The organism is Nonomuraea sp. LPB2021202275-12-8, assembly GCF_037044575.1.
Lineage (GTDB): Bacteria > Actinomycetota > Actinomycetes > Streptosporangiales > Streptosporangiaceae > Nonomuraea.
This window is the reverse complement of sequence record NZ_JBAHWD010000016.1, coordinates 141,855-159,427: the sequence shown is the minus strand read 5'-3', so window position 1 is coordinate 159,427 and position 17,573 is coordinate 141,855. Positions and strand designations below refer to the sequence as shown.

Annotated in this window: 21 protein-coding genes; 13 read left to right on the top strand and 8 right to left on the bottom strand. The window is 72.1% G+C overall.

Going from position 1 to position 17,573, the window contains the following annotated elements; translation table 11 throughout:
* Positions 1–20: 20 nt before the first annotated feature.
* Positions 21–299: a PspA-associated protein PspAA gene (gene pspAA, locus V5E28_RS27455; protein ID WP_336210620.1), complete on the bottom strand. Its 279-nt coding sequence runs from the start codon at positions 297–299 to the stop codon at positions 21–23.
* On the bottom strand, positions 296–1,102 hold the full coding sequence (locus V5E28_RS27450) for a PspA/IM30 family protein (protein WP_336210617.1): 807 nt from the start codon (positions 1,100–1,102) through the stop codon (positions 296–298). The genes pspAA and V5E28_RS27450 overlap by 4 nt, the downstream gene beginning before the upstream one ends.
* 152 nt (positions 1,103–1,254) lie before the next feature.
* Between V5E28_RS27450 and V5E28_RS27445 the strand changes: the two genes are divergently transcribed.
* Positions 1,255–1,839, top strand: coding sequence for a DUF3043 domain-containing protein (locus V5E28_RS27445; RefSeq protein WP_336210673.1), 585 nt, complete (start codon positions 1,255–1,257; stop codon positions 1,837–1,839).
* Positions 1,840–2,077: 238 nt separating this feature from the next.
* Here V5E28_RS27445 and V5E28_RS27440 read toward each other — a convergent pair whose 3' ends face one another.
* Positions 2,078–2,203 carry a hypothetical protein gene (locus V5E28_RS27440; protein WP_336210615.1) on the bottom strand — a complete coding sequence of 42 codons (126 nt, stop codon included), beginning with the start codon at positions 2,201–2,203 and terminating at the stop codon, positions 2,078–2,080.
* A gap of 89 nt (positions 2,204–2,292) precedes the next feature.
* Between V5E28_RS27440 and V5E28_RS27435 the strand changes: the two genes are divergently transcribed.
* Entirely contained in the window at positions 2,293–3,294 is a 1,002-nt protein-coding gene (locus V5E28_RS27435; protein ID WP_336210614.1) for an aldo/keto reductase family protein, read from the top strand.
* A 64-nt stretch (positions 3,295–3,358) separates the two neighbouring features.
* Here the strand turns inward: V5E28_RS27435 and V5E28_RS27430 are convergent, their stop codons facing one another.
* Complete coding sequence (locus V5E28_RS27430; protein WP_336210613.1) at positions 3,359–3,565, bottom strand: hypothetical protein; 207 nt, start codon at positions 3,563–3,565, stop codon at positions 3,359–3,361.
* Positions 3,566–3,649: 84 nt separating this feature from the next.
* Between V5E28_RS27430 and V5E28_RS27425 the strand changes: the two genes are divergently transcribed.
* Together V5E28_RS27425 and V5E28_RS27420 are read left to right on the top strand one after the other, a co-directional pair.
* Complete coding sequence (locus V5E28_RS27425) at positions 3,650–4,315, top strand: SCO2322 family protein (RefSeq protein ID WP_336210611.1); 666 nt, start codon at positions 3,650–3,652, stop codon at positions 4,313–4,315.
* Positions 4,316–4,372: 57 nt separating this feature from the next.
* Positions 4,373–5,404 (top strand): bifunctional adenosylcobinamide kinase/adenosylcobinamide-phosphate guanylyltransferase, encoded by a 1,032-nt coding sequence (locus tag V5E28_RS27420; RefSeq protein WP_336210608.1) that lies wholly within the window; start codon positions 4,373–4,375, stop codon positions 5,402–5,404.
* A 48-nt stretch (positions 5,405–5,452) separates the two neighbouring features.
* On the opposite strand, the gene V5E28_RS27415 is transcribed toward V5E28_RS27420, so the two are convergent.
* Entirely contained in the window at positions 5,453–6,253 is an 801-nt protein-coding gene (locus V5E28_RS27415; protein WP_336210606.1) for an ABC transporter ATP-binding protein, read from the bottom strand.
* A 36-nt stretch (positions 6,254–6,289) separates the two neighbouring features.
* On the opposite strand from V5E28_RS27415, the gene V5E28_RS27410 reads away from it, so the two are divergent.
* Entirely contained in the window at positions 6,290–7,012 is a 723-nt protein-coding gene (locus V5E28_RS27410; protein ID WP_336210604.1) for an aminoglycoside 3'-phosphotransferase, read from the top strand.
* 1 nt (position 7,013) lies between these two features.
* On the top strand, positions 7,014–7,853 hold the full coding sequence (locus V5E28_RS27405) for an adenosylcobinamide-GDP ribazoletransferase (protein ID WP_336210600.1): 840 nt from the start codon (positions 7,014–7,016) through the stop codon (positions 7,851–7,853).
* A 33-nt stretch (positions 7,854–7,886) separates the two neighbouring features.
* Here the strand turns inward: V5E28_RS27405 and V5E28_RS27400 are convergent, their stop codons facing one another.
* The 3 genes from V5E28_RS27400 to V5E28_RS27390 form a co-directional block, all read right to left on the bottom strand.
* Complete coding sequence (locus V5E28_RS27400; RefSeq protein ID WP_336210598.1) at positions 7,887–8,012, bottom strand: hypothetical protein; 126 nt, start codon at positions 8,010–8,012, stop codon at positions 7,887–7,889.
* A 121-nt stretch (positions 8,013–8,133) separates the two neighbouring features.
* Positions 8,134–9,099, bottom strand: coding sequence for a hypothetical protein (locus tag V5E28_RS27395; protein WP_336210596.1), 966 nt, complete (start codon positions 9,097–9,099; stop codon positions 8,134–8,136).
* A complete protein-coding gene (locus V5E28_RS27390) occupies positions 9,096–9,443 on the bottom strand; it encodes a GntR family transcriptional regulator (RefSeq protein WP_336210593.1) in 348 nt (115 codons plus the stop codon). The genes V5E28_RS27395 and V5E28_RS27390 overlap by 4 nt, the downstream gene beginning before the upstream one ends.
* A gap of 105 nt (positions 9,444–9,548) precedes the next feature.
* On the opposite strand from V5E28_RS27390, the gene V5E28_RS27385 reads away from it, so the two are divergent.
* The 7 genes from V5E28_RS27385 to V5E28_RS27355 all read left to right on the top strand — a co-directional run bounded on the left by V5E28_RS27385 (position 9,549) and on the right by V5E28_RS27355 (position 17,553).
* On the top strand, positions 9,549–11,024 hold the full coding sequence (locus V5E28_RS27385) for a leucyl aminopeptidase (protein ID WP_336210589.1): 1,476 nt from the start codon (positions 9,549–9,551) through the stop codon (positions 11,022–11,024).
* Positions 11,025–11,075: 51 nt separating this feature from the next.
* The gene (lpdA, locus tag V5E28_RS27380) at positions 11,076–12,440 is read left to right on the top strand and encodes a dihydrolipoyl dehydrogenase (protein ID WP_336210586.1); all 1,365 of its coding nucleotides are present in this window, start codon (positions 11,076–11,078) and stop codon (positions 12,438–12,440) included.
* Between the two features lie 37 nt (positions 12,441–12,477).
* On the top strand, positions 12,478–13,977 hold the full coding sequence (gene sucB / locus V5E28_RS27375) for a 2-oxoglutarate dehydrogenase, E2 component, dihydrolipoamide succinyltransferase (RefSeq protein WP_336210584.1): 1,500 nt from the start codon (positions 12,478–12,480) through the stop codon (positions 13,975–13,977).
* A gap of 148 nt (positions 13,978–14,125) precedes the next feature.
* Complete coding sequence (locus V5E28_RS27370; protein WP_336210582.1) at positions 14,126–15,019, top strand: TIGR01777 family oxidoreductase; 894 nt, start codon at positions 14,126–14,128, stop codon at positions 15,017–15,019.
* 36 nt (positions 15,020–15,055) lie between these two features.
* On the top strand, positions 15,056–15,793 hold the full coding sequence (locus tag V5E28_RS27365) for a peptidase E (protein ID WP_336210579.1): 738 nt from the start codon (positions 15,056–15,058) through the stop codon (positions 15,791–15,793).
* A gap of 38 nt (positions 15,794–15,831) precedes the next feature.
* A complete protein-coding gene (gene lipB / locus V5E28_RS27360; RefSeq protein ID WP_336210576.1) occupies positions 15,832–16,524 on the top strand; it encodes a lipoyl(octanoyl) transferase LipB in 693 nt (230 codons plus the stop codon).
* A 48-nt stretch (positions 16,525–16,572) separates the two neighbouring features.
* Positions 16,573–17,553 carry a M48 family metallopeptidase gene (locus V5E28_RS27355; RefSeq protein ID WP_336210573.1) on the top strand — a complete coding sequence of 327 codons (981 nt, stop codon included), beginning with the start codon at positions 16,573–16,575 and terminating at the stop codon, positions 17,551–17,553.
* The last annotated feature ends 20 nt before the right edge of the window (positions 17,554–17,573 follow it).

Sequence of the window (17,573 nt, the reverse complement as noted above, 5' to 3'; positions counted from 1 at the left end):
CGAAGCGCGTGCGCACGGGCTCAGCCCGGGATCAGGCCCTGGTCGCCCAGCATCTCCCGGACCTCCTGTATCGAGGCGTCCGCGGGGGGAAGGATCAGCTCTGACGGCTCAAGGCTGTCGTCCGGCAGCGATTTGCCCACGTGGCGGACCTTGTCGAGCAGCGCGTGCAGCTTGACGCGGAAGGCCTTCTCGTCGTCGGACTCGATGGCCGCCTCGAGCTCGCTGTCGAGCTCGTTGAGCACGGAGATGTCATTGGGCGAGATCTCGACCTGCCCCTCGCCCATGATGCGAACGATCATGCTCCCTCCCCTGGCTGGCGCAGCTGCTGCGTCTGCTGGTTGGGCTGGGGCTGCGGCTGCTCCTGCGGCTGGCCCGGCTCGATGGCGCTCTTGGGCGCCGGCCCCTGGCCGAGCTCGGACTTCATCCTGGCCAGCTCCAGCTCCACGTCCATGCCGCCGCCCATGCGGTCGAGCTCGGCCTGGATGTCGTCGCCACGGGTGCCGCTGTAGTCGTCGAGCGCACCGCTGGCGAGCAGCTCGTCGATGGCGCCGGCGCGGGCCTGCATCTGGGCCGTCTTGTCCTCGGCACGCTGGATCGCCAGGCCGACGTCGCCCATCTCCTCGGAAATGCCGGAGAAGGCCTCGTTGATGCGCGTCTGCGCCTCGGCCGCCGTGTAGGTGGCCTTGATCGTCTCCTTCTTCGTCCGGAAGGAGTCCACCTTGGCCTGCAGCCGCTGGGAAGCCGTGGTCAGCTTCTCCTCCTCGGCCTGCAGGTTGTCATGCTGCACCTTGAGATCGGCGATCTGCGACTGCAGGTTGGAACGACGCTGCAGCGCCTCGCGCGCGAGATCCTCACGGCCAACGGACAGCGCCTTGCGGCCCTGCTCCTCGTAACGCTTGCCCTGCTGCTCGAGACCGTTGATCTGCAGCTCTACACGTTTGCGAGAAGTGGCGACGTCCGCCACCCCGCGACGCACCTTCTGCAGCAGCTCGAGCTGCCGCTGGTAGGAATAGTCGAGGGTCTCGCGTGGATCCTCCATTTTGTCCAGGGCCTTGTTGGCCTTGGACTTGAAGATCATCGAAAGTCTCTTCATCACGCTCATGCGCGTCGGCCGTCCCCTTCTTAGGTCGTGCTGTGTTCACCCAGTGCAGCGCAGCCGCCTTGGGATTACCCTACGCATAACGCACGAGGGCGTCACTAAGTTGCACTACAGGTAGGGTTGAGGTCGTGTTGCGACGCCGTTCCCAAACCACCGTGGACGACACCCCCGTCCCCATTGACGATCCTAAGCCCCAGGGTAAGGGTCGTCCCACACCCAAGCGCAGAGACGCCCAGAGCAGGCGGCGCCAGCCTGTCAGCGCGCCCAAGGACCGCAAAGAGGCCTATCGGGCGATGCGCGCCAAGCAGGCCTCCGAGCGTGACAGGGCCCGCAAGGGCATGCTCGCCGGTGACGAGCGTTATTTCCCCGCTCGTGACAAGGGTCCGGCCCGTAAGTTCGCCCGTGACTGGGTCGACTCGCGGCGGCTCCCGAGCCAGTACTTCCTGCCTTTCTCGCTGCTGATCCTGCTGGCCACCTGGGTGCCGTGGCCGCCGGCCATCCGCGTGCAGGTGCTCAACGCGGTGATCGTGTTCGGCTGGCCGGTCATGATGATCGGCGTGCTGTTCACCTCCGTCTACGTGGCCTGGAAGGTCAAGAAGGAGGTGGCGGCGAAGCTGCCCAACGAGAGCCTGAAGGGCGTGGGCTTCTACGCCGCGATGCGCGCTCTGCAGATCCGCAAGCTGCGCTTCCCGCCGCCCGCGGTGCTGCCGGGCGGCAAGCCGGTGCCGCCGAAGAAGTAGGCCCCGCAGCCGAGTGCCCGCCATCCGGCGGGCCGTCGGCTCGGCATGCCCGCTTGACGGCGGGCCGAGCGTCGACGGGCGCGGTCGAACCAGATCGGAGTCCTCAGGAGAGGGCGGCAGGTCGTATGCGTGGTGCACGCCGGCCAGTGACTCCACGGCGGCGATCATGCGCGCCCTGTCCGGGACGCGTTCTCTCAGAGCCCGGCCCCGGAGAACGCCACCCCTCCCATGACGGCCGTCACGGATGCGGCGCGGGAGCGTCGGGCGGCCGCCGGCCGTCGGTCAGGCGCGCGCGGCGGCGCAGGCGCACGGCTATCGCCAGCAGGACGGCGGCGGTGAGCGCCGTCCGGACGGGGTTGGGCACAGGCCGACCTTATCGCTCACCGTTCACGAGCGGTCTCCGGACCGCCCCCGGGTCAAGGAAAGGCCACAAGGACCCCTAAGGTCGGATGTATGGAATTCCGTCACCTCGGCCGCAGCGGTCTCATGGTCAGCGAGATCAGCTACGGCAACTGGCTCACTCACGGCTCCCAGGTCGAGGAGGACGCCGCCAAGCAGTGCGTGCAGGCGGCTCTCGACGAGGGGATCACCACGTTCGACACCGCCGACGTCTACGCCGGCACCAAGGCGGAAGCAGTCCTCGGCCGGGCGCTCAAGGGCATCCCCAGGGACTCCCTGGAGATCTTCACCAAGGTCTACTGGCCCACCGGCAAGGGCCCGAACAACCGAGGCCTGTCGCGCAAGCACATCACCGAGTCGATCCACGGCTCGCTGCGCCGCCTGCAGACCGACTACGTCGATCTCTACCAGGCCCACCGCTTCGACCACGAGACCCCGCTCGAGGAGACGCTCAAGACCTTCGACGACCTCGTCCGACAGGGCAAGGTCCTCTACATCGGCGTCAGCGAGTGGACGGCCGGCCAGATCGCCGAGGCGCTGAAGATCGCCGACGAGATGGGCTTCGACCGCATCGTGTCCAGCCAGCCGCAGTACTCGATGCTGTGGCGGGTCATCGAGTCCGAGGTCGTGCCGCTGAGCGAGCGCGAGGGCATCGGCCAGATCGTCTGGTCGCCGATCGCGCAGGGCGTGCTCACCGGCAAGTACCTGCCCGGCCAGGCCCCGCCGGAGGGCTCCCGGGCGACCGACTCCGCCGGCGGCAGCGGCATGATCGCCCGCTTCATGAACGACGACGTGCTGGCGCGCGTGCAGGAGCTCAAGCCGATCGCCGCCGATCTCGGCCTGTCCATGGCGCAGCTGGCCGTCGCCTGGGTTCTGCAGAACCCGAACGTCGCCAGCGCCATCGTCGGCGCCTCCCGGCCCGAGCAGGTGCACGACAACGTCAAGGCGGCGGGCGTCAAGCTCGACTCCGAGGTGATGCGCAGGATCGACGAGGCGATCGCCCCGATCGTGGAGCGCGACCCCGCCAAGACCGCGAGCCCTCCCAGGCGCCCCTGACCCGCGGCATCGAAAACCCCTTGAGCCACAATGGCGCTCAAGGGGTTTTCCCATTCTCTGGAATTCACTCCGGCCGCAATGACAATCCCGTGTATTCGACTCGATCCTCGTCGAGCAGCGCCACCCGTTCAACACCGGATTCGAGCAGCTCACGCCAGTTTTCACCGATCCAGGACTCCGCGTCCGCCTGGCTCGGAAAAACCTCTCGCGGCAAAGGCTTGTCCGTCACCTCACCACCATTTGCATTTTCATAACGCCACCGCCATGTCATGCCATACGCTCCTTTTCCGCGGGTTCGCCGGCGCACCCTCTCGACGGCACTGGAACCCTACTCCCCGAGCTCGGAGGTCGATCGATGCTGCGCGCGTATCTCGTCGCCGCGGGCGCCGTTCTGGGGGCGGCCGCCCTGCTCTCCTCCCCCACCCCCGCCTCCGCCTCGACCGGCCGGGACCCCGGCGCGGCGCGGCTGTGGAGCGTCTGGCAGAGCGACGGCACAGCCTGGCTGGGCACCACCGCCCGGGACGTGCCCCCTGACGGTTCCGTCGTGGGCTGGCGGTTCGCCGCCTCCCCTGACGGCACGGCGAGCGAGCCGCCCGGCGGCGACCAGCCGGCGTTCCAGGCGGTGTGCGGCATGGACACCGCCGCCTCGGGCCACAAGCGCGTCGTCGTGGTGGTGGACTTCGGCGACGCCGACTCCGACGCCTACCCCGGCGACCGGCCGCCCGCCGGTGACCTGTTGGAGTGCGTGACCGCCGCCGAGGACGCCACCTCGGCCCAGCTCCTCGCCTCCGCCGCCAGGACCCGCGCGAACACCGCCGGCGACGTCGTCTCCATCGACGGCTACCCGGCCAAGGAGCGCGGCGGCTCCGACCTCGGCGCCGCCGAACCCGCCGCCGCCCCTTCCGGCGGCCCGCCGCTCACCCTGCTCCTGGCCGGCGCGGGCGCGCTCGCCCTCCTCGGCGGCGGCACGGTCGTGGCCACCCGCCGCCGCTCCCGCTCCCCCGCGCGCCGCTCGCCCTGACCCCGCCGTGGCTCCCTCGGTGCGCGGCTCCGGCGGGCTGTTTGTACGCTCGGCGCGGTGAAAGTCCTTCTCACCGGTACGGCGGGCGCCGCGGGCTGGCCCGAGCCGGGATGCCCATGCGCTTCCTGCGCCTCGCAGGTCCCGGAATCCCAGGGTGGCCTGGCCGCAGCGCGCCCGCCCGGGCGGCGGCCGTTCGGGATGGTCGTCGACGACGTGGTGGCCTTCCCCTTCGACGACCTGCCGGACGGCTACCGGGTCCATGGTGACGGCTCGGGACTGACCGCCCCCGACGGGACCCGCCTGCTGTACGCGCCCTCGGACCGGGACCTGCCTGCGGCCGGCCCTGCCTACGACGTGGTCCTGATCGACCCGCTGGAGCGGCCCGAGCGGCTCGGGTCGCTGCGGGCGACCGGGCAGGTGCACGGGCGCACCCACGTGGTCGCCGTGGGCCTGGACCACCGCGTCAGGTCCGAGGAGGAGCTGGCCAGGCGGCTGCGGATGTGGGGGGCGCACGCCGTGCCGGACGGGACCGTACTCGACACCGACCGTCCCCCGCCGCCGCCTGACGGGCAGCCGAGGAGGGCGCTGCTGCTCGGCGGGTCCCGCTCCGGCAAGTCCGCCGAGGCCGAGCTGCGGCTGGCCGCCGAGCCGTACGTCACCTACGTCGCCACCGGGCCTGGCGGGGAGGGGGACCCGGAGTGGGCGGCGCGGGTGGGCGCCCACCGCGCGCGCAGGCCCGCGCACTGGGCGACGGCGGAGACCACCGGCCTGGCGGAGGCGATCGGCACCGCCACCACGCCACTGCTGATCGACGGGCTGGGCACGTGGCTGGCCGCGGTGTTCGACGAGCACGGCGCCTGGCGGGGCGATCGCACCCCCGTGGACGAGCGCTGCGACGAGCTCGTCAGGGCGTGGCGGAACGCGCCGGGGCGCGTCGTGGCCGTCTCCGACGAGGCCGGCATGGGCGTGGTGCCCGCGACGGCCAGCGGCCGGATGTTCAGAGACGCCCTGGGCAGGCTGAACGAGCGCCTCGCCGCCGAATCCGAGTACGTGGCCCTGGTGGTCGGCGGCCGCCCGCTGCGGCTCTGAGGCCGCGACTCAGCCCCGCCGGCGGGCGGGACGGGAGGCGGATGCGGGTCAGGGGCGGACGGCGCGGGCGTACCAGCGGCCGTCCATCCGGTCCACGTGGAGCGGCAGGCCGAAGCAGTCGGACAGGTTGGCCGGAGTGAGCACCTCGGACACCGGCCCCGCGGCGAGCACGCGGGACTCGCGCAGCAGCATCGCGTGCGTCGTGGTCGCGGGCACCTCCTCCAGGTGGTGCGTCACCGTCACCGTGGTGAGCACCGGCCTGGTCGCTGCCAGGTCCTCGACGGCGGAGATGAGGTCCTCGCGAGCCGGCAGGTCAAGCCCGGCGTAGGGCTCGTCCAGCAGCAGCACGGCCGGGTCGGCCATGAGCGCCCTGGCCACCCTGATCCGGGCCCGCTCCCCCTGGGAGCACACCCGGAAGGGCCGGTCGGCCAGGTCCTTGCAGCCCAGGTCGGCCAGCAGGCGCAGCGCCCGCTCCCGCTCGGCGTCGCCGTATCTGTCCCAGAGCGGGGCGCTCGTGGCGGTGTGCCCGGTGAGCACCACCGTGTGCGCGGTCGCCCCCTCCTCCTCCAGCAGGTCCTCGTCGATCAGGTGCTGGCTGGACGTGACCAGGCCGATGTGGCGGCGCAGCTCGCGCACGTCGACCCGGCCGAGGCGGCGGCCGAGCACGGTCACCGCTCCAACGGTGGGGTGGCGCACCGCCGCGACCAGCGACAGCAGCGTGGTCTTGCCTGCGCCGTTGGGACCGAGGACCGTCCAGTGGTCGCCATAGTCGACCTGCCAGTCGATCCCGTCCAGCAACGTCTTGCCGACGACCCGGACACCTACACCTTCGAGTTCAAGCACGTGCATCCGGCCACCCTAGTAGGCCCCGTAGGATCGGCCGTTATGCAGCTTCCTGGGCGATTGTTCGAACTGTTCGGCGAGCACGCCATCTGGTCGGACGACCACGAGGGCGTGAGCGGCGAGACGCTGCGGGTCACCAGCCCCACGGGCGCCTTCTACGTCAAGCAGGGGCCGGCGGCCCTGGCCGAGCACGATCGGCTGCTGTGGCTCAAGCGCTGGGCGAACGTGCCCGACATCGTGGCGTTCGAGGAGGACGCGCTGGTGCTGGCGGACGCGGGCTGGCGCAGCCTGGAGCGCAGGCCGCTGGACGCGGGCACCGTCATGGGGGCCACGCTGCGCGCCCTGCACGACCTGCCCGTGCGGGAGTGCCCGTTCGACGAGCGGCTCGACGTCAAGCTCGCCAGGGCGGCCGAGCGGGTGCGCGACGGGCTGGTGGACGCCGCCGACTTCGACGCCGACCACGCCGGGCTCACCCCGGATCAGGTCTACGAGCGGCTGGTCGCCGGGCGCCCCGCGAGCGAGGACCTGGTCGTCACGCACGGCGACTACACTCCGGCCAACGTGCTGGCCCCGCCCACGGGTGCGGGCGAGCCGGTGCTCGTCGACGTGGGGGCGCTGGGGGTGGCCGACCGGCACGTGGACCTCGCGGTGGCGCTGCGCGAGCTGGAGGGGCCCGCGGCCGGCGACTTCCTGGCCGCCTACGGGCCGGCCGAGGTGGACCAGCGCAAGCTGGACTACTACCGGCTGCTGGACGAGCTGTTCTGACGTGCCCGACTTCCTGGCCGGGCTGGGGCACGGGCTGCGGCTCTCGGTGGGCACGCTCAGCGTGTGGCCCGTGCGGGTGGACAGGGCCGATCGCGAGGTCGCCGGGCGGGCCATGATGCTGGCGCCGCTGGTCGGGCTGGCGCTCGGCGCGGTGGCGGCGCTCGCGCTGCTGCTGCCCGGCCCGCCGCTGCTGGGGGCGGCGCTGGCGCTCGGCCTGCTGGCCGTGCTGACGCGGGGCCTACACCTGGACGGTCTGGCGGACCTCGCCGACGGCCTGGGCAGCGGCAAACCCGCCGCCCAGGCACTAGACATCATGAAAAAGTCGGACATCGGGCCGTTCGGCGTGATGGCTCTGGTCCTCACGCTGCTCGTCCAGGCCACCGCCCTGTCCGGGGCGGGGCCCGCCGCACTGGTGACCGCCTGCGTGACCGGCCGCCTGGCCCTCTCCTGGGCCTGTCGGCGCGGGGTTCCCGCCGCCCGCCCGGACGGGCTGGGCGCGATGGTCGCGGGCACGGTACGGACGGGCGCCGCCTCCCTGGTCACCCTGGCCGCCCTGGTGGGCAGCTCGGGCCTGGTGCTCCTGACGGGGACCGCGGGCCTGACGCCTGCGCTGGAAACCGCCGGTCCGTCACCCCTGCCGGGCGGCGTGGGCCTCGGGGCGCGTCCTGACCTCTTGGCGATCCTGACGCCGCCCGCGGCCCTGCTCGCCGGGCTGGGCGCGGCTCTGCTGCTGCTCCGCCACGCCCGGCGGCGGCTCGGCGGGATCACCGGTGACGTCCTGGGCGCGCTGGTGGAGACCGCCACCGCGACCACGCTGGTGGTCTGGGCCGTGCTGAGCTGACCTCCCGGAGGGCGGACGAGTCCGTGCCGGCGTTCAGGACACCGGCGCGGGGTCCGCGCCGGCCGGCTGCGGAGTCCGTACCGGGAAGAATCTCAGCAGCAGCGCGCCGCACGCGGCGAGCAGGACCCAGCCGACCACGCCGCCCAGCCCCGCCACCACCGGGTCGGGCGGCGCCGCGACGTCGCCGAGCAGAAGGACGGCGGGGACGACCGCGTTCAGGGAGGTAGCGCCACCGCCCAGGACAGGCCGAAGGCGGCGACCAGGAAGGCGATCAGCGGCTTCACGCGGCGATCCTCTCCGAGATGAGGGCGTTGATGAGGGAGGCGCCGCGCTCGGCGTCGTCGATGCTGATCGCCAGCTGCCCGCCGGAGCGGTAGCCGATGACCAGGCACTCCCCGCCGCGCAGCATGATGGTGGCGCCGCCCGGCAGGCCGCGCACGCCCCAGCCGCCGACCTGGCTCGGGCGCCTCTCCTCCGTCCAGGCCCGGTCGATCCTGGCGAGCCTGATCCTGCGCACGGGCCAGCCGAACGGGCCGAACCCGAGGGCGAGCCCGTCGCCGGTGACCCGGGCGGTGAGCGACGAGGCGAACAGCCCGATCAGCAGCACGACGCCGAGGACGGGAAGCGTGCCGGCGACCGCGGGGGCGGTGGCGAATCCGGTGATCTCGAGTGCGCCGAGCGCGAACAGGCCGCCCGCCGCCACGGCGGAGATGGCCAGCGGCCAGGGGTTGTTGATGTGGCTGACCCAGACCGAGCGCTGGCCGGTCCTGAGCCTGAGCACGGGCGGTTCCTGATCAGGCTGCCGCCGCGGGTCGGGGGCGCCTCTGCCGAGGTAGCCGGCGAGCATCGCCACGGCCAGTGGCACGCCCGCCACGACGAAGGGCGCCCAGCCGGGCAGGCGCGCGCCGGTCCAGCTCGCCGCGTCGAGGTTGGCCAGCAGTGTCGTGCCGCTCATGCCGAACGCGAAGAGGCTGCCGCCGGCGAGCAGCGCCCACCAGCCGGCGCGGCCGGACCGGCGGGACAGGCCGCGCACCGCCGAGACGAGCAGCAGCAGCCAGATCACCGCCCACAACGCGACCGACATGACCAGGTAGGCGGTGAAGGACATGGCGCGGTCGGGCGCCATGCCGAGCCCCCAGTGCGTGGCCATCGGCTCCGGCAGCCGGCCGCGCACCGCCAGGGGCGTCGCGATCAGCACGGCGATGACGACCACCCCCCAGACGGCGGCGACGGTGCGGGGGATCATTTCAGCTCCTTCAGAATCGTGATGACGTCCTCCCTGCGGTAGCCGTACCTCTTGGCCTCCTCCAGCAGCTCGCGCGCCCGCTCGCGGATCAGGGACCGGCCGTCGGCGTGGCGCGCGACGCTGACGCCGCGCCCCCGCCTGAACTCCAGCAGCCCCTCTTCCCGCAGGTCGCGCAGGGCGCGGAGAACGGTGTTGGAGTTGATGCCGAGGGCGTCGGCGAGGTCTCTGGCCGGCGGCAGCCGGTCTCCCGGCGCGTAGGAGCCCTCGCCGATGGCACGCCTGATGGCGCCCGCGACCTGCTCGTGCAGGGGGCGGGCGTCGTTGAGGTCCAGGGTGAGCAACATGGTGCTAATGACACTAGCACCATGTCTTCATGAACGCATGCCAAGTATTGGTGGGATGAACCCCTGTTTGTGAGTACTGAGAAACCGTGGATAGCATCGGTTTACGTGACCACTGTGCGGCTGAACTCAGCAGATCCAGTCTCCTTCGACACCGACGCGCTCGTCGTCGGTTTCCAGTCCGGCCCCGACGGTCCGCGCCCCGCGGCGGGCGCCGAGGCTCTCGACGCGGCCTTCGGCGGCAGGCTCGCCACCTCGCTCACCTCCGTCGGGTTCGCCGGCAAGGCGGGCGAGCTGGCCAAGCTGCCGACGTTCGGCTCCATCACCGCGCCGGTGCTGGTGGCCGTGGGGCTGGGCGAGTCGGCGGACGCCGAGGGTCTGCGCCGTGCCGCGGGCGCGGCCGTGCGCTCCCTCGCGGGCACCGCCCGCGCCGCGCTGGTCCTGCCGGCCGGCTCCGCCGCCGAGGCCGAGGCCGTCGCGCTGGGCGGGCTGCTGGGCGCCTACGCCTTCTCCCGCTACCGCACCGACGGCGAGCAGAAGGCGCCGGTCGCCGAGCTCACCGTGATCTCCGGCCTGACCGGCGAGCCTGACGTGACCGAGCGCGCGAGCGTGCTGGCCGAGTCCGTCAGCCTGGTCCGCGACCTGGTCAACACGCCTCCGTCCGACCTGTGGCCGGCGAAGTTCGCCGAGATCGCCGAGCAGGAGGGCGGCAAGGCCGGGCTGACCGTCGAGGTGCTCGACGACCAGCAGCTCAGGGAAGGCGGCTACGGCGGCATCGTCGGCGTCGGCCAGGGCTCGGTCAACCCGCCGCGCCTGGTCCGCCTGTCCTACACCCATCCCGACGCCACCAAGACGCTGGCGTTCGTGGGCAAGGGCATCACCTTCGACTCCGGCGGCCTGTCGCTCAAGCCGTCGGCTTCCATGGACTGGATGAAGTCCGACATGGGCGGCGCGGGAGCGGTGTTCGGCGCGCTCGTCGGCATCGCGCGCCTCGGCGTGCCGGTGAACGTCGTCGGCTACCTCTGCCTGGCGGAGAACCTGCCGAGCGGCACCGCCCAGCGCCCCTCCGACGTCCTCCACAGCTACAGCGGCAAGACCGTCGAGGTGCTCGACACCGACGCCGAGGGCCGCCTGGTCCTCATGGACGGCATCGCCCGCGCCGCCGAGGACTCCCCCGACCTGATCGTCGACGTGGCCACGCTCACCGGCGCCCAGATCGTCGCCCTCGGCTGGCGCACTGCCGGCGTCATGTCCAACGACGACGCCGTGCGCGAGCTGGTCGTCGAGGCGGCCGGCGCCGCCGGCGAGGGCGCGTGGGGCATGCCGCTGCCCGAGGAACTGCGCAAGGGCCTCGACTCCCCGGTCGCCGACATCGCCAACCTCCAGCCGGAGCGCTGGGGCAGCATGCTGGCCGCGGGCATCTTCCTCAAGGAGTTCGTGCCCGACGGGGTCCGCTGGGCGCACATCGACATGGCCGGACCCGCCTTCAACAAGGGCGAGCCGCACGGCTACACCCCCAAGGGCGGCACCGGCGCCATCACCCGGACCCTCATCGGACTCGCCGAGCGGCACGCGAGCATCTGAAACAAATGAAAAGATGACGGCATCACGAACACCCCGACAAGGAGCCTTCCAGTGGCCTACGACATCGTCGTCCTAGGTGGCGGCAGCGGCGGTTACGCCTGCGCGCTGCGGGCGGCCGAGCTGGGCATGACGGTCGCCCTGATCGAGAAGGACAAGATCGGCGGCACCTGCCTCCACAGGGGCTGCATCCCCACCAAGGCCCTGCTGCACTCGGCCGAGATCGCCGACGAGACCCGGGAGAGCGAGTCGTTCGGCGTGAAGGCGCGCTTCGACGGCATCGACGTCCCCGGCGTCCACGCCTTCAAGGACAAGATCGTCACTCGCGCCTGGAAGGGCGTGCAGGGGCTGCTCAAGGCCGCGGGCGTGACCGTGGTCGAGGGCGAGGGCCGGCTGGCGGGCGAGCGCCGCGTCCAGGTGGGCTCCGAGGTGTACGAGGGCGGCCACGTCGTGCTGGCCACCGGCTCGGCGCCCCGGTCGCTGCCCGGCCTCGACATCGACGGCCAGCGGATCATCACCAGCGAGCACACCCTCAAGATGGACCGGGTGCCCTCGTCGGTGATCGTGCTGGGCGGCGGCGTCATCGGCGTCGAGCTGGCCAGCGTCTACCGCTCCTTCGGCGCCGAGGTCACCATCGTCGAGGCCCTGCCGCACCTGCTCCCGACCGAGGAGGAGTCGAGCTCCAAGCTGCTGGAGCGGGCCTTCCGCCGGCGCGGCATCAAGTACGAGCTCGGCGTCTTCTTCGAGAGCGCCAAGACCACCGACACCGGCGTGATCGTCACCCTCGCCAACGGCAAGACCCTGGACGCCGAGATCCTGCTCGTCGCGGTCGGCCGCGGGGCCGTCACGGAGGGCATGGGCTTCGACGAGGCCGGCGTGGCGATCGAGCGCGGCGCGGTCACGGTCGACGAGCACTGCCGGACCACGGCGCCCGGCGTCTACGCGATCGGCGACCTGATCGCGACGCCGCAGCTGGCCCACGCCGGATTCGCCGAGGGCATCCTGGTGGCCGAGCACATCGCCGGCCTCAACCCGCCGCCCATCGACTACGCCGGCGTCCCGCGGATCACCTATTCCGACCCCGAGGTCGCCTCGGTCGGGATCACGTCCGCGCAGGCCGCCGAGCGCGGCATCGAGATCGTCGAGCAGGTCTACGACCTCGCGGGCAACCCCAAGAGCCAGATCCTCGGCACCGCGGGCGCCGTCAAGGTGCTCGCGCGCAAGGACGGACCGGTCGTCGGCGTCCACATGGTGGGCCGCCGCATCGGTGAACTCGTCACTGAGGGGCAGCTCATCTACAACTGGGAGGCGCTGCCCGCAGAGGTCGCCCAGCTCATCCACGCACACCCGACCCAGTCCGAGGCGGTCGGTGAGGCGATGCTGGCCCTGGCCGGCAAGCCGCTGCACGTACACAACTAGTCCAGCCCTCGAGATCAGAACGCGAGAGAAGATAACGATGCCGGTCTCCGTACAGATGCCCCAGCTCGGCGAGAGCGTCACCGAGGGCACCGTCACCCGTTGGCTGAAGAAGGAGGGCGAGCGCGTCGAGGCCGACGAGCCGCTCCTGGAAGTGTCGACCGACAAGGTCGACACCGAGATCCCGTCGCCTTCCGCGGGTGTCATCACCAAGATCGTCGTGGCTGAGGACGAGACCGTCGAGGTCGGCGCCGAGCTGGCGATCATCGACGAGAGCGGTCAGGCCGGCGCCGCCGCCCCAGCCGAGGAGGCCGCCCCCGCCGCGGAGCCGGAGCCCGAGCCGGAGCCCGAGCCCGCCCAGGCGCCCGCCTCCTCGATCCCCCAGCCCGCCCCCGAGCAGCCCGCTCAGCCCGCCCCCGCGCAGGCCGCGCCCGCTCCCGCACCCCAGGCGGCTCCTCAGGCCCAGGCTCCTCAGGCCCAGGCTCCTCAGGCGCAGGCTCCTCAGGCGCAGGCCCCCGCCGCAGCGCCGTCGCCGCTGCCCACCTCCGGTGACAGCCCCTACGTGACGCCGCTGGTGCGCAAGCTCGCCAACGAGCACGGCGTGGACCTCGACGCGATCACCGGCACCGGCGTCGGCGGCCGGATCCGCAAGCAGGACGTCCTGGAGGCCGCCAAGAGCCAGCGCGACCAGGCTCCCGCCCAGGCCGCACCCGCGGCTCAGGCCCCGGCCGCCCAGGCGCCCGCTCCCGCCGCTCAGGCCGCTCCGGCGGCCCAGGCTCCGGCAGCCGAGCCCGAGCCCGTCCAGGTCGACACCACGCTGCGCGGCCGCACGGAGAAGATGACGCGACTGCGCCAGACGATCGCCAAGCGGATGGTGGAGTCGCTGCAGAGCGCGGCCCAGCTCACCTCGGTCGTCGAGGTCGACGTCACCAAGATCGCGCGGCTGCGGGCGAAGGCGAAGGACGACTTCTTCCGCCGCGAGGGCGTCAAGCTGACGTTCACCCCGTTCTTCGCGATGGCCACGGTCGAGGCGCTCAAGCAGCACCCCAAGCTGAACGCGACGATCAACAACGAGACCAACGAGGTGACCTACTTCGACGTCGAGAACCTCGGCGTCGCGGTCGACACCGAGCGCGGCCTGCTCGCCGCGGTGGTCAAGGACGCGGGCGACCTCAACCTGGCCGGTCTGGCCCGCAAGGTCACGGACCTGGCCGAGCGCACCCGCGCCAACAAGGTGACGCCCGACGAGATCACCGGCGGCACGTTCACGCTGACCAACACCGGCAGCCGCGGCGCCCTGTTCGACACGCCGATCCTCAACCAGCCGCAGGTCGGCATGCTCGGCACGGGCGCCGTCGTCAAGCGTCCCGTGGTGGTCGACACCCCTGAGGGCGAGGTCATCGCGGTCCGCTCGATGGTCTACCTCGCGCTGACGTACGACCACCGCCTGGTGGACGGCGCCGACGCGGCCAGGTTCCTGACCACGATCAAGCGCCGCCTGGAAGAAGGCCGCTTCGAGGCCCAGCTCGGCCTCGCGTAGCGAGCTCCACCCCGCACGGCGGGATCGGGCCGGGGGCCGGGTGCGCGACACCGCGCACCCGGCCCGCGCCGTTCAGGGCCGGCTCCCGACACCCCGCCGCCGCATTTCGAGCCCCGTGCTTCCAGCCGGGTCGGCGTAGTGTGGGCGTATGGCGATCATCGTGACGGGTGCGTCGGGTCTGCTCGGGGAGCCGCTGGTCGCCGCGCTGCGAGGCGCGGGCGAGCGGGTGGTCACGCTGGTCCGGCGGGAGCCCAGGAGCGGCGACGAGGCGTTCTGGCAGCCCGCTGAGGGGGTGCTGGATCCGGCCGTGCTGGAGGGCGCACGCGCGGTGGTGCACCTCGCCGGGGCGTCGGTCGCGGGCCGGCGCTGGAGCGCCGCCTACAAGCGCGAGCTCGTCCGCAGCCGCGTCGACAGCACGCGGCTGCTGGTCGGCGCGTTGCGGAAGCTGTCGCAGCCGCCTGAGGTGCTCGTGTCCGCCTCGGGAATGGACTTCTACGGCGACACCGGCGACCGGGTGATCGACGAGCGCGCGGGCAAGGGCGCCGGCTTCCTGGCCGAGCTGTGCGAGCGCTGGGAGGCGGAGGCCGCGGCGGCCGGCGAGCTCGGCGTGCGGACCGTCCTGCTGCGCACCGGGTTGGTGCTGAGCGGGCGTGGCGGGGCGCTCGGCCGGATGCTGCCGATCTTCAGGATGGGGCTCGGCGCGCCGCTGGGCACGGGCAAGCAGTACTGGTCGTGGATCTCCGAGCAGGACTGGGTGCACGCCACCCAACATGTCCTGGAAAATCCACATATTTCCGGGCCGGTGAATCTCGTCTCCCCCACCCCGGTCACCAACGCCGAGTTCACCAGGACGCTCGGCGCGGCGCTGCGCAGGTCCACCGTCCCGATGCCGGTCCCCGCGTTCGCGCTGGCCCTCGGGCTCGGCGAGTTCGCGCGGGAGGGGCTGCTGGCCGGGCACCGGCTCCAGCCGGCCAAGCTGATGGACAGCGGCTACGGCTTCGCCCATACCAGTCTCGGCGATGCGCTGCGCGCCGTACTCTAGTGTGCTGTTCGTCCTTCACTTCGGGGAGATTCCGACATGACCAGGTCAGGGCAGTCGCACATCCTTGCCATCGGGGGCGGCTCGTTCCGCCAGACCAGGCGCTACGGCTTCATCGAGGCCAGCCCGCTGCTGCGTTACGGACTCGACCTGACCGGCCAGGACCGCCCCAAGCTCGGCCTGCTCGCCACCGCGACGGGCGACAGCGCCGAGTGGCTGCTCAAGATGTACGGCGCGTTCGCCGGCTGGGACGTGGAGCTGAGCCACCTGACCGTGTTCCCCATGCCCAACGTGGAGGATCCGCGGGCGTGGATGCTGGAGCAGGACATGATCTACGTCAGCGGGGGCAGCGTCGCCAACCTCATGGCGCTGTGGCGGCTGCACGGGCTCGACGAGGCCTTCGACGAGGCGTGGCGGGCCGGGGTGGTGCTCTCGGGGCAGAGCGCGGGCGCGCTGTGCTGGCACGTGGGCGGCAACACCGACTCCTTCGGCCCGGAGTTGCGCGTGTGGTCCGACGGCCTGGGCTTCCTGCCCTACTCGTGCGGGGTGCACTACAACGCCGAGCCGCAGCGCCGGCCGCTGCTGCAGGAGTCGGTCGCCAGCGGTGAGCTGCCCGGCGGCTACGCGGCCGACGAGGGCGTGGCGCTGCACTACATCGGCACCGACTTCATCCAGGCCGTGTCAACCGATCCCAGCGGTTACGCGTACAAGCTGGAGCATGACGGGGTGGGCGGGGTGAAGGAGTTCAGGATCGAACCTCGGCTGCTGACTTCCTGAATTACCCTACAAGGGTGAGGGAACGGCACAATGGACACATGCGCCCCACCCATGGGGTCGATCCCCACGCACTAGCCATCGTCCGCCTCGGCGTCGACGTCCCCTACGAGCAGGCTTGGTCGCTTCAGCGCTGGGTGCACGGCAAGCGCGTCGCCGGCGAGGTCGCCGACACGCTGCTGGTGCTGGAGCACGCGCCCGTCTACACGGCGGGCAAGCGCGCCGCGCCGCACGAGCGTCCGGCCGACGGCACGCCGGTGGTCGACGTCGACCGCGGCGGCCGGGTCACCTGGCACGGCCCCGGCCAGCTCGTCGGCTATCCGATCGTGGCGATCACCGACGTGGTCGACTACATCTGCCGGCTCGAAGAGACGATGATCCAGGTCTGCGCCGACTTCGGCGTCACGGCGCGGCGCGTGCGGGGCCGGGCCGGGGTCTGGGCCGTGGGCGACAGCAGCCTCGGCCTGCCCGACCGGCAGCTCGGCGCGGTGGGCATCCGCGTCACGCAGGGCGTCACGATGCACGGCTTCGCGCTCAACTGCGCGAACGATCCGCGGTGGTTCAACCGGATCGTCCCGTGTGGACTGCCTGACGTGGGTGTCTCCTCACTCTCCGCGGAGACCGGCCGCCGGATCGTGGTCGAGGAGGTCCTGCCGATCGCCGAGAAGCGGCTGGCGGAGGCGCTCGGCAGGGAGCCGTTCGATCTGCACGAAGAGGATCTCCTGCGCCGCTGACCCCGTTAAGCGATGGTTTGCGCGCATTTACCTGTCTACGATCGTGCTGTGAGACGGATCACAGCTTTGGTCATCGCGCTCGTCGTGCACGCGCTGACGCTGGCCTTCGTCGTGCTCGGCGCCTGGACCATCGTCGTCAACTCCGAGTTCGCCGTGGGCTGGGTGCTCGGCGGCATGCTGATCGGGATCGGCTGGCTGCTGCGGCCACGCCTGGGCCGCATGCCCGCCGACGCCGAGGTGCTCGACCGTTCGTCGGCCGCCGAGCTGTACGGCACGGCGGAGCGGGTCGCTGACCGGATGGGCGTCAGGCCGCCCAGGAAGATCGCCGTGGAGGACCTCGCGACCGGCGCCGTTTACCAGCGGGTCGGCCCGTTCAGGACGCCCGTGCTGGTGGTCGGCCTGCCGCTGTGGCTGGCGCTGCCGCCCAGGCAGCGGGTGACGCTGCTGACCCTGGCCTACGCCGGCGCCACGACCGGCGACGATCTCATCGTGGAAGGCGCCCTGTCGACGCTGGGCGAGTGGCGGAGCGCGCTGATGGGCGCCGCACCGCTGAAGGCGCGCGAGGAGGCGCAGACCAAGATCACCGCCTCGCTGGGCGCGCTGGACTCCCCCGGCACCGGATACGAGGTGGCCGGCATGTTCGGACGCCTGATCGGCCGGGTGGTCGGCGCCCCGGTGCTGCTGCTGGAGTACGGCCTGACCCGGCTGGCCCGCTCGGGCGACGGCCGGGCGCGCGAGCGCAGGCTGGCGCTGGCGCGGCGGGTGGTGACGGCAGAGGAGCTGGCCGAGCTCGAAGACCTGATGGCGGGCAACCGCTATCTGGCCCCGATGCAGGCGGCGGTGCTGCGCGGCGAGAGCGTGCCGGCGATCAGGCAGGGCGCGCTGGCCCGCTTCGACCGGCAGGCGCCGAGCGTGTTCGGCGCGGCCCCCAACGCCGTCCTGCTCGGCTCGGCCGAGTCCGACCGCATCGACGACGAGCTGCTCAAGCACTACACCCGGGCGATCCGGGGATTCGGCCTCATCAGCTGAGGTCCCCCCTCGAAGTGGCC